This window comes from Prochlorococcus sp. MIT 1011 (assembly GCF_047305235.1).
Classification (GTDB): domain Bacteria; phylum Cyanobacteriota; class Cyanobacteriia; order PCC-6307; family Cyanobiaceae; genus Prochlorococcus_B.
Genome location: NZ_CP138983.1, coordinates 527094 through 548072, shown reverse-complemented (window position 1 = coordinate 548072; position 20979 = coordinate 527094). Strand labels below are relative to the sequence as shown.

The following is a 20979-nucleotide window of genomic DNA, read 5'->3' as shown; positions in this document are numbered from 1 at the left end:
TGATAAAATAGTATTTACTCTACAATTTATAGATCAACACCTAGTAACTATGGTTTATAAACTCTAAATTTATTAAGTTAAAAAAATAAGATTTTAAGTTTTAGTATAATGGTATTAATTAAATAAAAATCATTGAGTGGTTTCGGGAAAAAGAAAAAAGAGAATAAAGGCTCTTCTAAAAAACTCGGGAAGCTTTCAGAAAAGGATCTGAAAGCACAATCAATCAATAATCATATAAAAGGTAATTTAGATGCCGCAGAAAAAGGTTATGTAGCTTTTTTAAAAAATGGGTATTCTGATGCAGATATAATTTCAAATTATGCACTCATATGTGAAGACAAAGATGAAAATGATAAAGCTATTAAACTATATGAAAGATGTATCAATAGTTATCCAAATCATATTTTCTCAAAATTAAATTTATCTTTTTTATATTATAAGTTAAATAATTTAGAAAAAGCAGAAAAAATCATTGAAGAAGCAATTAAATTAAAGCCGAGTCTTCCAAATAGCTATTGTATTAGAGGATTAATTCTGAAGAGTTTAAATAAATATGATGAGGCCAAATCATCTCTTGAACAAGCAATCGAACTAGATAGTAATTACTTTGATGCTTTCATAAATCTAGGTTTGCTAAATAAAGATTCTAATCAATATGATAAGGCAGAAGAATATTATTTAAAAGCTTTAGAAATAAATAATAAATCTGCTATAGCTCACTTAAATCTTGGCGCATGCTATAAAGAGAAACAAGAACTAGAAAAGGCAGTATTACATACAGAGAAAGCAATAGAGATAGATAATAAACTAGAAAAATGTTATTTAAACCTAGCTACAATCTATAACCAAATGGGTGATTATAAAAAATCAATCTTACTTACAAAAAAAGAGATTTTATTAAATAAAAATAGTGAGTTAAGTTTTCAACTTTTAAGTGATTTAATAAAAAAAGGAGAATTATTAAATACATCAAAGAAAGATAATAGAGAATTACTTAATAATTTATTAAATAGGAAAGATATTTCTCATCGAGAACTATTTGGCAATATAAACAGCCTGATCTCCAAAGAAATATTAGAAAAATTATCGATTTTAGAGTCGGAATTATATGAGTATAATGAATTTAATATTCTTATTAAGGAAAGGGAATTAGTAAAAGCACTTTCATTACTCATATTTTGCTCTCCGTTATGGGAAAAAGTTTTAAGGAACCTACGCAAGAATATTCTAATGAGCTATTCAGATAAAGATAAAATAAGTAATAATATTTTTGTTTTTACTATAGGGCTGGGATCACAATGTTTCTTAAATGAATATGTCTATTATATATCCGCAGAAGAAGAGAATAAACTAAAAGAACTTAAGAGAAGCATCAATAATAATAAAAATCAAGATTATAAACTAGCAATAATCTCCTGCTACCAATCTCTATCTTCAATAAACAATGAAATAATTAATTTGAATGATTATGTATCAAACAACAAAGAATTTAATAATCTACTTAATTTACAAATTAAAGAATTAAATGATGAAAAAAAGATTTCAAAAGGGATTAAGAAGATAGGAAATATAAAAGATTTTGTATCTAAAGAAGTGAAAAATCAGTATGAATTAAATCCATATCCTAGATGGAGATATAATTCATATGCTAAAGAAAACAAATTAAATTTTTTATCGATTATTAATTCTGAAATTTATCCAAATACAATTAAATCTAATTCAGATCCATTAAAAAATAAACAAACAAATATACTTATAGCTGGTTGTGGAACAGGGATTCAAATACTCGAAGCATCTCGATATAGTAATTGTGAAATAACAGCAATCGATTTAAGCAATTCAAGTATCTCATATGCAAAGAGAAAGGTAGATGAATATGGATTGAAAAATGTCGATTTTATAGAAATGGATTTACTTGAATTAAAATCACTAAATAAAAAATTTGATTTAATAGAATGTTCAGGTGTTCTTCACCATATGAATGATCCTACTAAGGGATTATCAAATCTACTTGATGTATTAGAACCGAAAGGTTTTTTAAAGTTAGGTCTCTACAGCAAATATGCAAGAAAAGAAATACTAAAAGCAAGAGAGCTAATAAAAGAAAAAGATATTAAATCAAGCGTTGATGAAATAAGAAGCTTCCGAAATGATGTTCTTAATGGAGAAATAAAGCAGTTAAATGAAATAACTAATTGGTCAGATTTCTACTCAACCTCAATGTGTAGAGATCTCTGCTTTCATAGTCACGAAAACTGTTACTCGTTAATTGAAATTAAAAAGATGTTAAAAGTATCTAATCTGGAATTCTTAGGTTTTACTCTTTCTAAAGAGATAAAAGATAAATATCAGAGAGATAATAAAGATATAGACTCTTTAAAAGATTTAAAATTATGGGATAAATTTGAAAAATTAAATCCTAATTCTTTTAGAGAAATGTATCAATTCTGGGCTAGAAAATCAATTAAATAGTTGTTCTTCCAATCCTGGAATAAACAATTTACATAGGGAGAAAATAAATAATATTGCTAGAACATTCCCTAGCATTGCTATTGCAAAGCGAATTCTTAGATCCTTAGCAAAGGGTAGTAGGTTTTCCCAAAGTTGTAATAATGGTCCGCCTGCCATTGGATATTAATATTTAATTACTAACAGCTTACAGTGGGACTACCTTATTGGCTACATGAAAACCAAGATTTAAAGTAAAAAGATTCTATTATTATCTTCTACTTCAATTTGCTTCTCATAACAAATAGAAGTATCAAACCTATCAATATTAGGACTATAGGGTAAATCAATACAAATAATAGATCTGTTAAACTCTCTGGTCTATTCACAATAAATAAACCCACTATAAAAATTATTATTGGAAAAAGAATCAGTGATTTTATTAATAGGCCTTCATTCCATCTTTTAGTCTCAATATCTTCATCTAATAAAGTTTGCAACTTCTCCTTTAAAACTTTATCATTAAAATCAGACTGATCACTCATAAGTTCTTTATAATAAGACTACGAATCTATAATAAAACTATATACTTATTTTTTTCATTACTATATAGTTTTGGTCCATATTCATTCCTAAAAAAATGGCGAGTCAATTTAATTATATAGATTTATTTGGTTTTTCAGCAGCTTTGCTCACAACAATTGCTTTTATACCTCAATTATATAAAACATGGCAAACGAAATCAGCAGAGGATGTATCTTTAATTATGTTGATTTTATTTATAACCGGTCTGATTTGTTGGATTATTTACGGTTTAAAAATCCATTCAATTCCTATTTTAGTTGCAAATATAATTACCTTTATTTTTAATTTTTTAATTTTAATTTTAAAAATCACTTATAGAAATAATAATCAATAGAAAAATTCTTTTATATATATTAAATTATTTTTCTTCAGCTCCTTTAGAAGCTATAGTTGAAGGAGAATTAATTTAATTAAATGTCAGGAGAAGAACTACAACTAATTGGCAGATCTTTAGCTCTGCATCCTCCCGTAATGATAATCACAATTGGTTTATTTATGTATATTAGAGGTAAAGCTATTGCAAGCAGCACTCCAACAAAAAAAGTTACTCCGTTTTTCCCTTTTAGAAACGTTTAAAAATATAATTAATTATCCCAACTTTTACGAATAAAATAATTTATTTTTTTAGCAATCACCCAAAAGGATTAGTTCCTCTTAGTGGTCCTACGAATAAAAATTCCATAACAGCTCCGGTTATTGCAAAAGGGAATACCCAAATAGACATAAATCTAATTCCCATGAATTTCATTCCTCCTTTCCCTGAGAAAGCATCTTTTGTCATGGTATAGACAGTTTCAGTATCTTTTACTGAAAATGTATTTTCTCCAGGATCTGAGTAGGCTTGGGCAAAATTCAAATTATTTATTAGATTTCTAATTTTGTTATGCAAAACTATGGGCCAAACCCATAAGAAAAATATTCGACCAACAAATGAAAAAGAATTAGATTGACGAGCAGATAATTGATTGTTAGTTGCTTTATTTGGGAAAGCACCTTCGATGATAGATGTTATTGAGTCCTGATCAGTAGGAAATACTTTCTTTTCCTCTTTAACTTCTGCTTGATTATCTATGGAAGAGATTTCGATATCATTTTCAGCATTATCTAAAACAGCGGTTAAGCTATTATTTTCTGTTTGGGTTGATTCTTGATTTTCCATAGCAAGCTTTTTTCTTTAGTAATTATAAGCCTTATTGGTAGCTTCTGATTAATCTAAAGAGATAATATTAAAATTATCTATAAAATTTCGAAGAAAAAAAATCCTTTTACCCATAAAAAAAGGCTCATCTGTCGATAAGCCTTTTTTTATTTTTATTTTTTAGTTATGCGTTTATTACACCACGGCGAATAAATTGCATTGCGAAGATCGCACCAAGGAAAAACACTGTTGGGATACCCAATGCATTCACCGCCAAAGTTCTAACAGTGAAAACTGGGTAACCCCCTGCAGGTCTTCCTTTATCAGTAACAATTGCAGTATCTTCCCAAACTTGCTCATTTTTAATAGTTGGGCCATTATCCCAGACAAATACTCCCCACCTACGTAACCAATAATCGGCAAAGGCAAGAGTAAAAATAACTGGAGTTAGAACCAGCAATAATTTAAGTGTGTTCATCCATCTAGGATATTTATGTGACAAATCCTGGCATATGAGAGCCAAAAAGGCTGAGCAAGAAGAAGACCCTAAGGATTCTGTAACAAATTGGTCCGAATTTAGAAGCTTTAATAACTCTCTAAGTTGACTCGCATTACTTCTGATATGGTGGGATCATTGCCCCTAGAAAGGCCTAAATTAATTGGTTTGATTTATGGAATTCGGTCTTAAAGAAATTCTTTTCGGATTAGCTGGAGTAAGCATGGTTGCTTGGGCTGGAGTAATCGGCCTCTGGCATACCTATATGTTTCCAAGATTTTTCAAAGAAGATTCCAGCCGAATTAATAGTTCTTCTTCAGCAACTTCCGTAGCGCAATCAGCTCCTGAAAACAGCGGCCCAAGCAAGCCTTGGTTCCTAGACGATGAGGGTGGTTCACTTACACCTCAGACAGCACTAGGTGCAATAGGTCTTACCGATAGAGGTAAATACAGTAAAAAATCTTTTGTGGTTGCTGATTTCAATCCTGTTGAAGCTGGTTATGGAGTTAATAGGCTTTACTCATCAGTTTTAATTGGTTTGGCTATCAGTACTTTTGTAATAATTTGCTTTGGTCTTCAAAGTGGTTTTGGAATGATGGGACCAACCTTATAAATTGATTCAAGTTAAAGCGAAAACAGATAGAACCAGCTATCAAAAGTTAAATCACCAATTTCCGCAAGGATTTATAAACAAAACTTCAGCCATTACTTGGCTTGAAGAAGATGCTTTAATTAAAAAAACAAATGTTTTCAGATAAAGATCTTTAATAAGAACCTTTTTGACTTATTTGCCAATCTTTTTCTCAAGTTAATAACAAATCTATAGCAGTAAATTTTTTCTTAGAAAATTTTCCTAAGGTTTTTCTCTGAAAACCCTTTAAGAGACTAAATCTAAGAATCGTGATTAGCAGCAAAAGCAATTTTAGAAATTAGTCGACTAGTAAGCAAAGGAATAAATATTGACTTTTTTATGTATCAAAAATCAATATTTAATAGACAAGAAAATTTAAAAAAAACCAAATTCACTCTAAATGTGCAAAGCTGCTTTAAAATATTCTTGATTTTAAATTGCTCCATGACTGTAGGAATCTACTTCGCTACAACAACAGGTAAAACCGAAGATATAGCTGAACGGCTGCACGGCTTACTTGACTCTGCTGAAGGTCCAAAGGATATTTCAGATGTCGATGATCTTAGTGAATTAGCTGGACATGACGGGGTTATTTGTGGAATCCCTACATGGAATACTGGCGCTGACTCTGAGAGATCAGGAACTGCTTGGGACTCCATCCTTGAAGACATTGGAGAGCTAGATCTCAGCGGGAAGAAAGTTGCAATTTTCGGTTTGGGTGATTCTTCTACTTACACCGAAAACTATTGTGATGCAATGGAAGAACTTCATAGGTACTTCAAACAAGCAGGTGCCTCAATGGTTGGATACACTTCAAAAACTGATTACACTTTTGACGAGTCAAAAAGTGTAGTTGGAGAAGAATTTTGCGGATTACCTCTTGATGAAGACAGTGAATCAGACATGACTGATGAAAGACTTTCAGGATGGGCTGAGAAACTAAAAGGCGAGATGTTTTAAGCCTAAAAAAAATTCTAGATCTTCCTAAGTAATTACTTAGGAAGATTTTTTTTATTCATTTTTATTTGAGATTAAAAATTTCGAGAAGATAAATTAAAAATATTCTAAAAAAGTCATTTTCTGAAGCTATTTAAGAAATCGCCCCAAATAGCCCGACAATATCTTAATGTTTTCTTCATGAACTCAAATAATTGCTCAGATCAAAACGTTTCTATCAACGTAAACCTCTCTTTAAAAAGTGAGACTTTGCGGATGTTAATAGAGATGGCAAATGATATGGGTGCAAGTCTTGAGGATGTCATAAGCTCAATAACTGAAGATTCAGTAATTGACTTAGAGAGGCTGCAAGATGATTTAGGTATTGTTATCATCCCAGAAAAATGTAGCAAACAAGATTTAATAAATTCGATTCAATAGAAATAGACCCCTTTTTTTAATCTTTACGATATGGGGTTTCTACAAAAATAGAAAAAAGCCTCTATTTGCATTATTTAGTTCATCTTTTAAGAATTCTCTATTAAATCGTCAAAAATTATCTAATACCAAAATCACTTAAAAATTTTGGATTAAGTCCTTGCTAATAAGATTTTTCCATTGATTTGTATGAATAATTAAAAAAGTAGTTTCTGCCTTTAATCAATATTCATATCTTCTTTCTAAACTCTTCTCTTCTCATTCTTAAGTTCATCTGAAAAATGTAACTGGGGCAGCAACTTCTTTAAACTTCTCAATTAATCTTAAAAATCTGCAGAATTTTTTTTATTTAAGCCCTTATAAAGCCAATTCTCAACTCGTTCTGCAAAAACTTTGTTAGTAGCTTTTTTTTCAAACCAATCTCTACAATTTTTTCTTTTAATTTCTGAGATTGATTTTGTTGCTTTAATCAATTCTTCAATGTCATTGGGTTTCACCAAAAACCCATTAAACCCTTCTTCGATCAATTCACCTGGTCCTCCAAGATCATATGCAATCACTGGGACACCACAAGCCATCGCTTCAACAATAACGTTACCGTAAGCTTCATTCCATTTAGGGGTATTTATCAAAGCTCTGCATTGTCCTAATTCCTCCTGAAATTTAATCGTTGGAAGAAATCCTCTCCACTCAATAATTTCCTTTGAGAAAGTATTTTCAATTTTTGACGCATATTCTTTGTCTTCAATAAGTCCCCAAACCAATAGTTTTTCGCCTAAATCCCTCGCGACTTTTGCTGCATCTTCTAAACCTTTCTCTGGTGCAATTCTTCCAGCCCAACCTAATGGCCCATTCTCTTTTTCATTGAAAGAATAATTTTCTTTATCAAAACCATTACCAACAATAATTGGATCAGTTTTTAAAGAATAATCTTTTGATTGACTTTTGGTATGAAAAGCTAATTGAGAAGGAAATATTTGACTTATTTCACTAATGATTTCTTTCATTATTAGTGATTCAGCACCCATACTAATTAAATGAAATATTTTGGTTTCTTGAGTTTTTGTTAACCATAAAGGGAGCCAATCATAGGCAAAGTTAATAACTGCATCGTATTGATTTGCTACATCAATTGCAGCTTCCCATAACTTAGGTAAAACACTATTAGAAGGAATTAAGACAGGATCTGTTTTTTTTTGATGCTGCCAACTAGGTTGATCAATCCCATCTATTAGTCTTATTTCAACTAATTCACTTTCAAAAGGTAATTTAGAACCTTTTGGTGCAATTAAAATAATTTCATGACCTAATAAAATTAATCCTTTTATGAGAGAAATAATAGTAAGTTCAACTCCCCCACCTTTGCCACTCCCTAGATAACCTATAGGTGTACTTACAAGAATAAGTTTTAATTGTTTATTTATCACTTAAGTTAACCCTCTTCTATTAATTCATTATTATTTTTATCCCCCCAGAATCTTCTCCTCTGACTTACAAATAGTACCGATATTAAAACCAAAACCACTCCAATCCACTGAAGGATAAAAAGTCTCTCACCCAACCAAATTCCACCAGTTATTAAGGCAAAAACTGGTGTTAAAAAAGCAAGTGTACTAAAACTTGTTAATTCTTTACGGCTTGCAAACCAAAAAAACAAGCCATAGGCCAGTGCGCTACCAAACAAACTCGAATAAGACATCAAAGTCCATTCAAGAGCAGACCAATCTGGAAATAAAGGCCAATTTTTATCAAATACATGCCAAACGAGAAGAGGGATACTTCCTAAAACCATGTGCCATCCTGTTACTGCAACAGGATCACTGTTTCTGCATGCGAATCGAATAAGAACAGTTCCTAGTGCCATAGAGGTTGCTGCGCAAATCATCCATACTTCTCCGTGGCTTAAAAAATTACTTCCTGATTCAAACTTTCCAAGTAAAAACCAATTTCCAAGCATCTCAGTAGGGACTCCAAGACAAATAATTCCAACCAATCCAAAAACCAAGCCAATCCATCCAATTGGATTAATTGCATCTCCAAATAAAATCCTTGCCAACAGAGCAACCATCAAAGGTTGGGAATCGATAAGAACAGAACCCAATCCTGCTCCAGTTTCCATTAAGCCTTTGGCGAGAAAAATTTGAAAGAGGGTCGCATCAATCAAAGTAAATACTAAAAACCACACCAAATCATCTTTTGAAATATTCCAACTTCTCTTAAGAAAAGGTACGGAAGCTAAAACCACTAAACCAGCAGGCAAAAGCCTTAGTGAAGCAACAATCTCAGGGCCTGCTGCTTTAACTAAAGGTGCCATGGCCGCCATTGAAGTGCCCCAAAGAGCGAACGGCAAAATCATCAAAAACCAATTCCAAATGACAAACATAAGGTCAGAAAGCAATCTCCTTTTTAAGATCAATAAAGTTATGCATAATTTGAATGATTTGGCCCTTGAGACGCAAATCCAAAAAGAGGATGGCACGAATCTGTATTGAAGGTCCTATCAATGCAGAAACACGAAAAAATGTCCTAAAAGCATTAAAGCAAATTGAGGAGAGAGAGTTCCCAGCCCTATTACTTCGCATTGACAGCCCAGGAGGAACAGTTGGTGATAGCCAAGAAATCCATAGTGCTCTCTTGAGACTAAGAGAGAAAGGTTGTCATGTTGTAGCTAGTTTTGGCAATATCTCAGCCTCTGGAGGGGTCTATATAGGAGTAGGTGCTGAAAAAATTGTTGCCAACCCTGGAACAATAACAGGTTCTATTGGTGTGATTTTAAGAGGGAACAACCTCTCAAAACTATTAGAGAGGGTTGGTATTAAATTTGAAACAGTAAAAAGTGGAATTTACAAAGACATTCTTTCTCCTGACCGCCCTTTATCAACTGAAGAGAGAGCACTGCTTCAATCTCTAATTGATAGCAGTTATGAACAATTTGTCTTAGCAGTTTCAAAAGGAAGAAACTTAACAACAGAGGTTGTTAAGAGTTTTGCAGATGGAAGAGTTTTCACTGGAGAGCAAGCTAAAGAATTTGGCCTGGTAGATGAAATTGGTGATGAAAATGATGCAAAGTTGCTTGCAATAAAAATTGCGAACCTAGATGAAAAAACAAAGCCAATTACCTTTGGCAAAACCAAAAAGAAATTATTAGGTTTTTTACCAGGAGGGAAATTAATTCATAATCTTTTAAACGCATTAAATCTAGAGTTGGAGGGAAATGGGCAAATTCTTTGGTTATATAAGCCATAAGTTATGAATTTTCAAAATGAATTCCATTATCTATGTGCATTGAGGGGTGCAACAACTTCAAAACACAATTCTGTTGAGTCAATCACTTCTGCAGTAGAGGAATTGCTAGTTGAATTAGTCTCCAGAAATAATTTGATCCCAGATCAAATTATTTCTGTTACTTTCTCTGTAACCAAAGACTTAGATGCTTGTTTTCCAGCTTCTATTGCGAGAAGAAAAATAGGTTGGGAAAAAATCGCACTTTTAGACTGCCAACAAATGTTTGTTAAAGACGACTTATCAAAATGTATTCGCCTACTTGCTTACGTTTCTTTACCAAATGAACAAATTCCCCAAAATCCTTACCTAGGTGAAGCAAGAAATTTGCGTCCAGACCGATAAATCCAGATTTTTTGCCAACAAAGGCCTATATTTAACTAGGTTTACGCTAAGACACTTGAAAAATATTCAAGTGATAAATTTTTTCAAATAAAATAAGTCATGCTCAAAAATCAATCTTTGCCAATCATAAAAAAAGCTTTTTTTATTGGATTCTCAGCATTCTTGTTTAGTGCAGGAGCTTTAAACGTGGCTCCAAAATCTTCTGCATCGCCAGGCTTTTTTGAATACCAATGGTACCCAGAGGAAGGTTATAAAAAGCTTAGATACCTTCAATCATCGTCTGAAAGGCTTGAGAGAGCAACTTATTACTTTTTTCTTAGAGGCAAAGAAAGAAAAGCTGATATCAGCAAATTAACCCTTAGAGTTCCTGATTATTTTGAAGCAAAAATTAAGCCTGAAAAATTAAGTTTATGCAGAGTAAACATTGGCTCATATACATCAAGAACTCGTTGTTTAGAGAATGTTCCATCTGAGATAAAAATCAATGAAGACCAAACTTCCATTGATATATCCCCAGAAAAAGCAATTCCATTCAACAAAGATTCTTACGCAGTGGTAATGAAGATTTTTAATCCTAGAAAAAGAGGAATGTTTCAATTCCAGGCTTTTTCACAGAATGTTGGAGAAATCGACATCTCAACATATTTAGGGACTTGGAACATAGACGTGCAGTGAACTGATAAATTAATCTCTATATCTAATCCAATACGAGCATAAATAGAAATGACACAAAGGACCTTTGGAGGAACAAGTAGAAAAAGGAAAAGGGTTTCTGGATTCAGAGTGAGGATGAGATCTCACACTGGAAGAAGAGTCGTAAGAACCCGTAGAAAACGTGGTAGAGCTCGTTTAACTGTTTAAAAATAACTTCGTAAAAAATAAAGATACTGATAACAAAAGTTTCTTCTAATGGTTTTGCCAAAACACATGAGACTCAAAGGTCATAAATGTTTTGACTATATATATAAGAAGGGCTCAAGGTTCTATAGCCCTTCAATGGTTCTTAGAGTTACGAATGCGAATACAAAATTACTTTCCACAGAAAGGAAGTCAAAGATTAAGCCCTCTGTAAAATGTGCAATATCTATAAGTAATAAAGTAAGCAAAAAATCAGTTACGAGAAATAAGCTTCGACGGTTATTCCACCATCATTTATCTTACAGACTTTCTAAAATGATCCCTGATAATGATGTTTGGGCATTTATTTCATTGAACCCTTCCTGCATGAAAAATTCCAACAGCAATCTCTTGAAAGAATGTGACAAACTACTTACTAAGGCTGGTATAACAAAATGACAATTAGTCCCAACGAAGATATCTTCTACGAAGGTGGTCCTGCCAGCGGTGACTTAATAATTAATTTACTTGCTGGAATAACTCTAATAGGACTACCTTTTACTTTCGGAGCCTTAGTTAGAGCCTTGTGGGTTAGGTACAAAATAACGACTCGAAGAATATCTGTTACTGGAGGCTGGTTAGGCAGGGACAAGACTCAAGTTGTTTATAGTCAAATTGCTGAGATAAGAGCCATTCCAAGAGGATTAGGCTCTTATGGTGATATGGTTTTAGTCCTAAAAGATGGAGCTCGCCTTGAGATGAGATCACTTCCGAACTTTCGAGAAACAGAATCTTACATCCTTGAAAAAATAGAAAAATCACCTAGTAATAAAGTCGATAAAGATGTTCAAGGTTTTTCAAACTAATGAGCCCTCACAAATATGTGAGACAAGAACACATCTTCTAAGGCAAACTGGCCTAACAAACTCAAACTTTCTACCTTAAAAACCGTGATCGGGTACATCTCAGACAATCTACTTATCCCGATCCTAGATTTTTTCTACGGATTAGTTCCAAGTTATGGACTAGCGATTGTCGCCTTAACCATAGTTATACGCTTAGCACTTTTCCCTCTTAGCGCTGGCTCTATTAGAAGCGCAAGAAGGATGAAAATTGCTCAACCTGTCATGCAAAAAAGACAAGCTGAGATCAAAAGCCGCTATGCAAGTAATCCTCAAAAACAACAGGAAGAATTAGGGAAATTAATGGGTGAATTCGGGAGCCCATTAGCGGGTTGCCTTCCTCTCCTTGTTCAAATGCCTATTTTATTTGCATTATTTGCAACTTTGAGAGGTTCACCTTTTGCGGATGTCCCCTATCTTGTCAACATTAAAGTTCTGCCATCAGACCAATTAGCTGCTGTAGAGCCAAAACCTTTCAAGACAGCAAAGCACTCTATATTTATAACTGAAAAGAATCATTTTCCTGTTATTGCATCTCTTCCAGGAGGTACAAAAATCGGTTCAGGTGACTCAGTAAAAATAAATTTACAAACTTTGAGCGGAGATTCATACGTAAACGAATTAAAAAAATATGAAAGTGGATCGAATTTTTCACCTTCTTGGAAAGTCACAAAAGGAGAAGACATTGTAAAAGTATCCTCTGATGGGACTGTAAATGCACTCAATCCTGGAGATGCGACTGTTGAAGCTAAGATCCCTGGATTAGCGGCTAAAAGCGGTTTCCTTTTTATTAAAGCTTTAGGAAATGTCGGCTTTTATGTAGATGGAGCAATTCATTGGGATATTGCAATTCTAGTAGCAGGTTTTGGATTAACACTTGTCATTTCTCAGGTGCTCTCTGGGAGAGGAATGCCTGTAAACAAACAACAATCAACTGCTAATAAAATCACACCAGTAATGATTACTGGAATGTTTTTATTCTTTCCTTTGCCTGCTGGCGTCTTGCTTTATATGGTCATTGCAAATATTTTCCAAGGATTGCAAACATTTCTGCTTAGCAGAGAATCTTTACCAGATAATTTACAGAAAATACTTGATGATCAACTTAAACAGCAAGATAAACCTGCTGTCTCTGTTTCGTCAGAAGTAATATCCGATTCCGATAGATTACCCTTTGAACCAAAAAGTAATAAATAAGATTAAGAGCGATTTATTATATAAATTCAAGTCTTATTCTAGATTCAAATCTATAACTGATGTCTAATTGGAACGAACAACTTGATCTACTAATTCGGGCGAGAACTCCCATTATTTGGATAAGGAGTAATGAAGAAGAAAGAGTTGAAACTCTTTTAAAAAATTCTACTAAAAGGCTTTCTCCACGAAGACTTGCTACTTGGGATTATATAGATGGAATTAGTAATGTTCTTAATTCGAATAATCTTGGTTCAAGGCAACCAATGGCAGTCCTCGAATGGCTTAAAAAACTAGATAAAAGTTCTCCAACCATCCTTTTATTAAAAGATTTTCATCATTTCTGTGAAGATCCAGGGATTCTAAGAATGCTAAAAAATTTAACTATCAATCTTCGCTCAAAGCCTCATTCAATAATTATTAGCTCTGGATTATGGAGTCCCTCAAATGATTTAGAAGAAGACCTAACTATTCTTGATCTACCTCTACCCAAGGAAAATGAAATCAAGACACTTCTATCAAATATTGCTGAAGCTAGTAATTCTAAATTAGATGAAAACGTTCTAAATGAACTTACAAATGCATGTGGGGGTCTAAGTGAATCAAGGATCCGTAAAGTAGCCGCTAGAGCTCTTGCGCAAAGAGGCCAAATTGGTAAAGAAGATTTACTAGAAGTACTAGAAGAGAAACGCCAATCTATTGCTCGTAGCGAAGTACTCGAATATTGCAAAACGAATAAGTCGCCAAGTGATGTTGGTGGTTTACAAATTTTGAAAGATTGGTTGAAGCAAAGGAAACAAGCCTTCTCCGAAGAAGCAAAAGATTTTGGATTGCCTTTACCTAAAGGGGTTTTGCTAGTTGGCCCTCAAGGGACAGGCAAAACTCTCGTAGCAAAAGCAATAGCAAATAGCTGGTCTATGCCCTTATTAAGACTTGATGTAGGGAGATTATTTGCTGGCTTAGTGGGAGCCAGTGAGGCACGAACAAGAGAGACCATTCAACGCGCTGAAGCTATGGCACCTTGCATTTTATGGATTGACGAAATTGACAAAGCTTTTGGCGGAGATGGAAGAAGTGATGGAGGAACGAGTCAAAGAGTACTTGCAAATATTCTCACTTGGATGTCAGAGAAAACTTCTTCTGTTTTTCTTGTAGCCACTGCAAATGGCATAGATAAGCTTCCCGCTGAGCTCCTTAGGAAAGGAAGATTTGATGAGATTTTCATGCTGGAATTACCCTCTAGAAGTGAAAGGCATAGCATTCTTGAACTGCATCTTCAAAAACGTAGACCTAATTTAAAAATTGATTTAAATGTTGCTGCTGACAGAACGGAGGGATTCTCAGGTGCAGAATTAGAACAAGCCGTTATAGAAGCAATGTACTTTGCATTTGCAGAGAAAAGAGAGCTTCTTGAAGGTGATTTAATTCTTGCTACTAGTCAACTAGTTCCCCTTTCTAGGACAGCAAGAGAACAACTTGAATCTCTCAGAGAATGGGCTTCTAGCGGAAGAGCAAGAGCTTCATCTCCAAAACTTTTCTAGAATCATCTTGTAATTTTTATTTTAATTACTAAAAAAAAATCCCTTCATTTTAAAGGAAATAACACGAGTGATTATTTTGGGGAACAATTAACGACTAGGCTAAAAGGAATTCAACATTTAGATAGTGATAGACCAGAGATTACTTAGAGAAAATCCAAATTTAATTGAGGAAGGACTTAAATCCAGAGGAATGAATGTTGATTTAGAAGCTCTTCAGAAATTCTCAAAAGATCTTAAAGAGCTTGAAGAAAAAAGAAACTCTTTACAAGCACAAGGAAATTCAATTGGGAAAGAGGTTGGACAAAAGATAAAACAAGGTTTTTCTCAAGATTCAGAAGAGATTTCAAATCTTCGCATTAAGGGCAATAAAATCAAACAACAAGTTGGGATTATAGAAGAGAAAGAAAAATCGATTTCAAATAAATTAAATGAACAAATCCTTTGCTTACCCAACCTTCCTGAGAAGGGTTCTATTAATGGCAAAAACGAAAAAGATAATAAGGAAATAAGAAGATGGGGTGAACCTATTTCAGGAAATAATTTAAAAGAACATTGGGAAATCGCTAATCAATTAAACCTCTGGGATAGCGAAAGATCTTCAGTAATAGCTAAAAGTAGATTTGTAACCCTTTTCAATCAAGCTGCAAAACTTGAAAGATCACTTATAAATTTCATGCTTGATATACACGTTAAGAAAGGATATTTAGAAGTTCTTCCTCCAGCACTTGTAAATACAGCTAGTCTTACCGGATCTGGACAGCTACCAAAATTCGCAGAAGAAAGTTTTCGTTGTGCTGATGATGATTTATGGCTGACTCCTACTGCAGAAGTGCCAATAACATCTCTCCATCGTGGCGAGATAATCCCTAAAGATTTGCTGCCATTAAAATACGTAGCGTATAGTCCCTGTTTCAGAAGAGAAGCTGGGAGTTACGGTAGGGATACAAGAGGTCTAATTAGACTTCATCAATTCAATAAAGTTGAACTATATTGGTTTTCTACTCCAGAAAAATCTGAAGAAGCTTTAGAGCAAATCACATCTGATGCAGAATCTATATTGCAGGAACTCGAATTGCCTTATAGGGTAATTCAGCTTTGTACGGGAGACTTAGGTTTTTCAGCAAAGAAAACTTATGATTTAGAGGTTTGGCTTCCGGGTGCAAATACCTTTAGAGAAATATCTAGTTGCAGCAATTGTGGAGATTTTCAAGCTAGACGTTCCTCAATACGAACAAAAGATAACAATAAAAAAAATATACTTTTGCATACCTTAAATGGAAGTGGATTAGCAATAGGCCGTACGATGGCTGCAGTCTTGGAGAATGGTCAACAATCTGATGGAAGTATCAATTTGCCAAAAGCCTTAATACCTTACTTCGGTTCGAACAAATTACAGCCAGAATAGCAAAATCAAAATCTAATTAATGAACGTTCTTTTATCTATAACTGTACTTGGCCTTCTAATTTTTTTTCATGAGGCTGGTCATTTTTTAGCAGCCGTACTTCAAAAAATTAAAGTAAGTGGTTTTTCAATTGGTTTTGGACCAGCTCTATTAAAAAAGGAAATAAATGGAATTACTTATTCACTTAGATCTCTTCCTTTAGGGGGATTCGTATCATTTCCTGATGAAGAAACAGATTCACTAGTTCAACCCAATGACCCAGATCTTTTAAAGAATAGACCCATTCACCAAAGGGCCATAGTCATCTCAGCTGGTGTAATAGCAAATTTATTACTTGCTTGGATAGTACTTATTGGTCAAGCAAGCTTCGTCGGGATTCCTAATCAACCTGATCCAGGCGTAATCATTATGGGTATCCAACCAGATGAACCTGCATTTTATTCAGGCTTAGTGGCTGGAGATCGAATAATTAGCGTAAACGGTCAAGCATTAGGAAGCGGGAAAGAGGGGATTATGAATTTAGTTAATATCATTCAAAAATCATCTGGAGAAGAATTACTTTTTGAGAGAGTTAATGAAGGAGAAAGCGAGACAGTTACTATAATCCCATTAGAGAATGAGGGGAATGGAAGGATAGGAGCTCAATTGCAACCAAATCTTCCAAATGAAGTATCTAAAGCAAAGAATATTGGTGAAATAGTTAATAGCTCAAATACACAGTTTTATGAATTACTAAGTCGAACAGTTATTGGCTACAAAAGTTTGATTACTAATTTCTCTTCAACTGCACAGCAGTTAAGTGGACCAGTCAAAATTGTTGAAATTGGTGCTCAACTTTCTCAGCAAGGTGGTTCAGGACTTGTACTCTTTTCTGCGTTGGTTTCAATTAATCTTGCAGTTCTTAACTCGTTACCATTACCTCTTTTAGATGGAGGCCAATTAGTTCTTCTTATTTTAGAAAGTATACGTGGTAAGCCTGTTCCTGAAAAAATTCAGTTAGCTTTTATGCAATCTGGCTTTGTTTTACTTGTAGGTCTAAGTGTTGTTTTAATAATCCGGGATACAACACAGCTATCTTTAGTTCAACAGTTCGTTCACAGATAATAACCTTAATTCTGGATGATCTTAAGTTGAAAAAAATATTTTAAAAATAAATTTCCTGCAATAACTTAAAAACAATCAGGCAAGGAGTTAAAATGTCTGTTAAATGATTTAAATAAGCTCCTTAATGGCAAAAAAGTCAATGATAGCGCGAGATGTAAAGCGCAAAAAACTTGTAGAAAGATACGCAGCAAAGCGTAAGAGCCTGATTGATGCCTTCAAATCAGCAAAAGATCCTATGGAAAGACTAGAGATCCATCGAAAGATTCAAGCTTTGCCTAGAAATTGTGCCCCAAATAGGATTAGAAATCGTTGTTGGGCTACTGGAAAACCAAGAGGGGTTTATAGAGATTTTGGCTTATGCAGAAATCAACTTAGATCGAGAGCTCATAACGGGGAATTGCCTGGAGTAGTAAAATCAAGTTGGTAGAAAATAACAGTAAATTGATTTATACCAATAATTGGGAGAAATTATATCTCCCAATTTTTTCAGTTTTATATTTTCAGTAATTGTGGTAAATGTTTCCTCTAGGAAACAAATCTATCGAGATTTTTACTCAATTAGTCCCATTAAGTGTAAGAATGTATAAAGACAAAAAGCTATAAAGTCACGTGCAAGGTCAGACAAAATCCGTTTCCTTCGATGGTAGAGAGATAAAGCTCACTACAGGGAGATTTGCTCCACAGGCTGGTGGTTCAGTAATGATTGAGTGTGGAGACACCTCCGTCCTCGTAACAGCTACAAGATCTACAGGGAGAGAGGGGGTTGATTTCCTACCTTTAATGTGTGACTACGAAGAAAGGTTATATGCAGCAGGAAGAATCCCAGGTAGTTTTATGCGTCGCGAAGGTCGACCTCCTGAAAGAGCGACTTTAATTTCAAGACTTATTGATCGTCCAATGAGACCTCTTTTCCCTGGTTGGATGAGAGACGACATACAAGTAGTAGCAACATGTCTTTCTTTAGATGAAAGAGTTCCAGCAGATGTTTTGGCTGTGACTGGAGCTTCAATGGCAACCTTGATGGCGGGTATTCCTTTTCAAGGACCTATGGCTGCTGTTCGAGTTGGGCTCTTAGGAGATGACTTTGTTCTTAATCCAAGCTATCGAGAAATCGAAAGAGGTGATCTTGACCTTGTAGTTGCTGGAACTCCAGATGGGGTAGTAATGGTAGAAGCAGGTGCCAATCAGCTTTCAGAGCAAGACGTTATTGAAGCTATTGATTTTGGCTACGAAGCCATAACTGAATTAATCAATGCTCAGAAGGAAGTTTTAAAAGACTCAGGAATCAAGCAAGAGATGCCTGAAGCGCCTCAAGTTGACGACACAATTTCAAATTATTTAGATAAAAATTGTACAAAATCAATCAGTGAAGTTCTTAAAAACTTTGATCAAACAAAAGAAGAGAGAGACAATAAGATTGAAGAGATAAAGACAAGTATTTCTTCAAAAATAGATGGACTTAAAGATGATAATGCTGTTAAAAAATCTCTTTCTTCAAATAGCAAACTTTTAGATAATAGTTATAAAGCTTTAACAAAAAAATTAATGAGAGATCAAATAATTAAGGAAGGGAAAAGGGTCGATGGAAGAGAATTAAATGAAGTAAGAGAAATTCATGCAGATGCTGCGGTTTTACCTAACAGAGTTCATGGCTCAGCTTTGTTTCAGAGAGGTTTAACACAAGTTCTATCTACAGCAACATTGGGAACTCCAAGCGATGCACAAGAGATGGACGATTTAAATCCTAATACCGATAAGACCTACATACATCACTACAACTTTCCACCTTACTCAGTTGGAGAAACTCGACCAATGAGAACTCCTGGCAGGAGAGAGGTTGGGCATGGAGCTTTAGCAGAAAGAGCCTTAATCCCAGTTCTACCAGCAAAAGATACTTTCCCTTATGTACTAAGAGTTGTTAGTGAAGTCTTAAGTTCAAACGGCTCTACTTCAATGGCTTCAGTATGTGGAAGCACTCTCGCACTAATGGATGCTGGAGTTCCTCTAAAAGCGCCTGTAGGCGGAGCAGCTATGGGGCTAATTAAAGAAGGGAAAGAAGTAAAAATATTGACTGATATTCAGGGAATTGAAGACTTTCTTGGAGATATGGATTTCAAAGTTGCAGGAACAGAAAAAGGAATTACAGCCTTACAAATGGATATGAAAATAACTGGTCTTCCCATCAAAACAATTGGAGAAGCAATCAATCAAGCTCTTCCTGCTAGGACCCATATATTAGGCAAGATGCTGGAGGCAATTGATACACCAAAAGAAAATCTTTCTCCCCATGCTCCAAGACTATTAAGTTTTAGAATTGATCCTGAACTAATAGGAACTGTTATAGGTCCAGGTGGAAGAACAATAAAAGGTATTACAGAAAGAACTAATACAAAAATAGATATTGAAGATGGCGGAATAGTCACTATCGCTTCCCATGATGGAGCCGCAGCAGAAGAAGCTCAAAGGATTATTGAAGGTTTAACAAGAAAAGTTCATGAAGGAGAAATCTTCTCTGGCTCCATCACTAGAATTATTCCTATAGGAGCATTCGTAGAAATTCTTCCTGGGAAAGAAGGAATGATCCACATTTCGCAGTTGTCTGAGGCAAGAGTGGAAAAAGTTGAAGATGTTGTAAAAGTAGGTGATCAGGTAACCGTAAGGGTAAGAGAAATAGATAATCGTGGACGCATTAATTTGAGCTTAAGAGGAGTTCCTCAACATGGCGGAGCAAATAATTATCCTGAGCCAACTCCAACTCCCGTAGCCCCTCTCACCTGAAGATCAAACTGTTTAATATTCAGATATTTCTAAAGAGAAAAATTCCATAGCTTTTTGACAAATCTCTTTATGACATTTCCCATGGCTAGCGATTAAACAACCTCTTTGTGAATAATCTGGATTTTGGTAAATCAAATTTGTTCCATCTATATGGGAAAAAACTCCACCAGCAGCCTCAATAAGTGCATGTGGAGCTGCCATATCCCAATCCTTTGGGGAGGTTTTTCCAGATAGAGAAATATAAACATCTGATTCTCCTCTCAAAATTGATGCAACTTTGCAACCAACGCTCCCTATTTTTTTTATCTCAGCAAAGCATAAAGTTGATAGAAGATTTTGAAGTTTCGATTGTTGATGGTTTTTGCTTGAGACCAGAATTAATTCAGATATTTCTAGCCTTTCACTAAAAGAAATATCCTTTTTGCGACCATCACGATTTTCATACCATGCACCGCTTCCAATAATTCCAAACCAAAGCTCATCTCTTTCAGGGATTAAAACTATCCCTATTTTTGGCTTTTGTTTATACGCCAAAGCAATATGAACAGCATAATTTTCAGACCCTTGAAGAAAATCTTTTGTACCATCTAGTGGATCAAGTACCCAACACCAATCTTTTTTAAAACTATTTTCTTGAAAGGCTTTTTCCTTAAAGGTTTCCTCACTTAAAATATCCCATTCTTTATAAGTGAAATTATCTTTTATCCCAGAGATCAATATTTCATTAACTGCCAAATCAGCTGCTGATACAGGTCCATCTCCACCTTCTTCTACTGTTAAAGATTTTGGGAAACCGTAGGGAGGTTTATCTCCTCGCGCATATGCCATCAAAACATCAGCAGCAGCCCAGCTAAGATTTCTAAGTTCATTCAATAAGCTCGTTAATTCGACATCTTCTGGTAAAACAAGATCAATTGACAT

At 34.4% G+C, this 20979-nt stretch carries 24 protein-coding genes; 18 read left to right on the top strand and 6 right to left on the bottom strand.

From position 1 onward, the window contains the following. The first annotated feature begins 132 nt into the window (after positions 1-132). Complete coding sequence (locus SIB75_RS02980) at positions 133-2472, top strand: tetratricopeptide repeat protein (RefSeq protein WP_413683965.1); 2340 nt, start codon at positions 133-135, stop codon at positions 2470-2472. Here SIB75_RS02980 and SIB75_RS02975 read toward each other — a convergent pair. Beyond that, positions 2461-2628: a hypothetical protein gene (locus tag SIB75_RS02975; RefSeq protein WP_269611017.1), complete on the bottom strand. Its 168-nt coding sequence runs from the start codon at positions 2626-2628 to the stop codon at positions 2461-2463. The two genes, SIB75_RS02980 and SIB75_RS02975, sit on opposite strands and share 12 nt — an antisense overlap. 460 nt (positions 2629-3088) lie before the next feature. Between SIB75_RS02975 and SIB75_RS02970 the strand changes: the two genes are divergently transcribed. Both SIB75_RS02970 and SIB75_RS02965 read left to right on the top strand, forming a co-directional pair. Then, the gene (locus SIB75_RS02970; protein WP_413683963.1) at positions 3089-3367 is read left to right on the top strand and encodes a SemiSWEET family sugar transporter; all 279 of its coding nucleotides are present in this window, start codon (positions 3089-3091) and stop codon (positions 3365-3367) included. An 80-nt stretch (positions 3368-3447) separates the two neighbouring features. Then, positions 3448-3609 carry a hypothetical protein gene (locus SIB75_RS02965; protein ID WP_413683962.1) on the top strand — a complete coding sequence of 54 codons (162 nt, stop codon included), beginning with the start codon at positions 3448-3450 and terminating at the stop codon, positions 3607-3609. A gap of 55 nt (positions 3610-3664) precedes the next feature. Here the strand turns inward: SIB75_RS02965 and SIB75_RS02960 are convergent, their stop codons facing one another. Continuing rightward, a complete protein-coding gene (locus tag SIB75_RS02960; RefSeq protein WP_413683960.1) occupies positions 3665-4192 on the bottom strand; it encodes a hypothetical protein in 528 nt (175 codons plus the stop codon). A gap of 163 nt (positions 4193-4355) precedes the next feature. Continuing rightward, positions 4356-4649 (bottom strand): cytochrome b559 subunit beta, long form, encoded by a 294-nt coding sequence (psbF, locus tag SIB75_RS02955; RefSeq protein WP_413391387.1) that lies wholly within the window; start codon positions 4647-4649, stop codon positions 4356-4358. 193 nt (positions 4650-4842) lie between these two features. Between psbF and SIB75_RS02950 the strand changes: the two genes are divergently transcribed. From SIB75_RS02950 to SIB75_RS02940, 3 genes are all read left to right on the top strand, one after another. After that, on the top strand, positions 4843-5280 hold the full coding sequence (locus tag SIB75_RS02950; RefSeq protein WP_413683959.1) for a hypothetical protein: 438 nt from the start codon (positions 4843-4845) through the stop codon (positions 5278-5280). Between the two features lie 462 nt (positions 5281-5742). After that, entirely contained in the window at positions 5743-6258 is a 516-nt protein-coding gene (gene fldA, locus SIB75_RS02945) for a flavodoxin FldA (RefSeq protein ID WP_413391391.1), read from the top strand. A 177-nt stretch (positions 6259-6435) separates the two neighbouring features. Next, positions 6436-6675 (top strand): CopG family transcriptional regulator, encoded by a 240-nt coding sequence (locus SIB75_RS02940; protein ID WP_413391393.1) that lies wholly within the window; start codon positions 6436-6438, stop codon positions 6673-6675. Between the two features lie 320 nt (positions 6676-6995). Here the strand turns inward: SIB75_RS02940 and SIB75_RS02935 are convergent, their stop codons facing one another. Together SIB75_RS02935 and SIB75_RS02930 are read right to left on the bottom strand one after the other, a co-directional pair. Further along, positions 6996-8099: a glycosyltransferase family 4 protein gene (locus tag SIB75_RS02935; RefSeq protein WP_413683958.1), complete on the bottom strand. Its 1104-nt coding sequence runs from the start codon at positions 8097-8099 to the stop codon at positions 6996-6998. Positions 8100-8104: 5 nt separating this feature from the next. Beyond that, the gene (locus tag SIB75_RS02930) at positions 8105-9055 is read right to left on the bottom strand and encodes a DMT family transporter (RefSeq protein ID WP_413684774.1); all 951 of its coding nucleotides are present in this window, start codon (positions 9053-9055) and stop codon (positions 8105-8107) included. 53 nt (positions 9056-9108) lie between these two features. Between SIB75_RS02930 and sppA the strand changes: the two genes are divergently transcribed. The 12 genes from sppA to SIB75_RS02870 all read left to right on the top strand — a co-directional run bounded on the left by sppA (position 9109) and on the right by SIB75_RS02870 (position 20058). After that, a complete protein-coding gene (sppA, locus tag SIB75_RS02925) occupies positions 9109-9918 on the top strand; it encodes a signal peptide peptidase SppA (RefSeq protein ID WP_413683956.1) in 810 nt (269 codons plus the stop codon). Positions 9919-9921: 3 nt separating this feature from the next. Continuing rightward, positions 9922-10299, top strand: a complete 378-nt coding sequence (gene aroH / locus SIB75_RS02920; RefSeq protein ID WP_413683955.1) for a chorismate mutase — start codon at positions 9922-9924, stop codon at positions 10297-10299. A 99-nt stretch (positions 10300-10398) separates the two neighbouring features. Then, complete coding sequence (locus SIB75_RS02915) at positions 10399-10974, top strand: DUF2808 domain-containing protein (protein WP_413683953.1); 576 nt, start codon at positions 10399-10401, stop codon at positions 10972-10974. Positions 10975-11022: 48 nt separating this feature from the next. Continuing rightward, positions 11023-11160, top strand: a complete 138-nt coding sequence (gene rpmH, locus SIB75_RS02910) for a 50S ribosomal protein L34 (RefSeq protein ID WP_413391401.1) — start codon at positions 11023-11025, stop codon at positions 11158-11160. 48 nt (positions 11161-11208) lie between these two features. Next, a complete protein-coding gene (rnpA, locus tag SIB75_RS02905; protein WP_413683951.1) occupies positions 11209-11595 on the top strand; it encodes a ribonuclease P protein component in 387 nt (128 codons plus the stop codon). Continuing rightward, the gene (locus tag SIB75_RS02900) at positions 11592-12002 is read left to right on the top strand and encodes a PH domain-containing protein (protein ID WP_413683949.1); all 411 of its coding nucleotides are present in this window, start codon (positions 11592-11594) and stop codon (positions 12000-12002) included. The genes rnpA and SIB75_RS02900 overlap by 4 nt, the downstream gene beginning before the upstream one ends. Before the next feature lie 84 nt (positions 12003-12086). Beyond that, positions 12087-13235, top strand: a complete 1149-nt coding sequence (yidC, locus tag SIB75_RS02895) for a membrane protein insertase YidC (protein WP_413683948.1) — start codon at positions 12087-12089, stop codon at positions 13233-13235. Positions 13236-13294: 59 nt separating this feature from the next. After that, on the top strand, positions 13295-14773 hold the full coding sequence (locus SIB75_RS02890; RefSeq protein WP_413683946.1) for an AAA family ATPase: 1479 nt from the start codon (positions 13295-13297) through the stop codon (positions 14771-14773). 124 nt (positions 14774-14897) lie between these two features. Then, complete coding sequence (serS, locus tag SIB75_RS02885; RefSeq protein ID WP_413683945.1) at positions 14898-16178, top strand: serine--tRNA ligase; 1281 nt, start codon at positions 14898-14900, stop codon at positions 16176-16178. 19 nt (positions 16179-16197) lie between these two features. Continuing rightward, positions 16198-17280, top strand: a complete 1083-nt coding sequence (gene rseP, locus SIB75_RS02880; protein WP_413683944.1) for an RIP metalloprotease RseP — start codon at positions 16198-16200, stop codon at positions 17278-17280. A gap of 124 nt (positions 17281-17404) precedes the next feature. Further along, the gene (rpsN, locus tag SIB75_RS02875) at positions 17405-17707 is read left to right on the top strand and encodes a 30S ribosomal protein S14 (protein WP_011824226.1); all 303 of its coding nucleotides are present in this window, start codon (positions 17405-17407) and stop codon (positions 17705-17707) included. A gap of 182 nt (positions 17708-17889) precedes the next feature. Beyond that, positions 17890-20058 (top strand): polyribonucleotide nucleotidyltransferase, encoded by a 2169-nt coding sequence (locus SIB75_RS02870; protein ID WP_413683942.1) that lies wholly within the window; start codon positions 17890-17892, stop codon positions 20056-20058. Between the two features lie 12 nt (positions 20059-20070). On the opposite strand, the gene SIB75_RS02865 is transcribed toward SIB75_RS02870, so the two are convergent. Further along, entirely contained in the window at positions 20071-20979 is a 909-nt protein-coding gene (locus tag SIB75_RS02865) for a 3'(2'),5'-bisphosphate nucleotidase CysQ family protein (RefSeq protein ID WP_413683940.1), read from the bottom strand.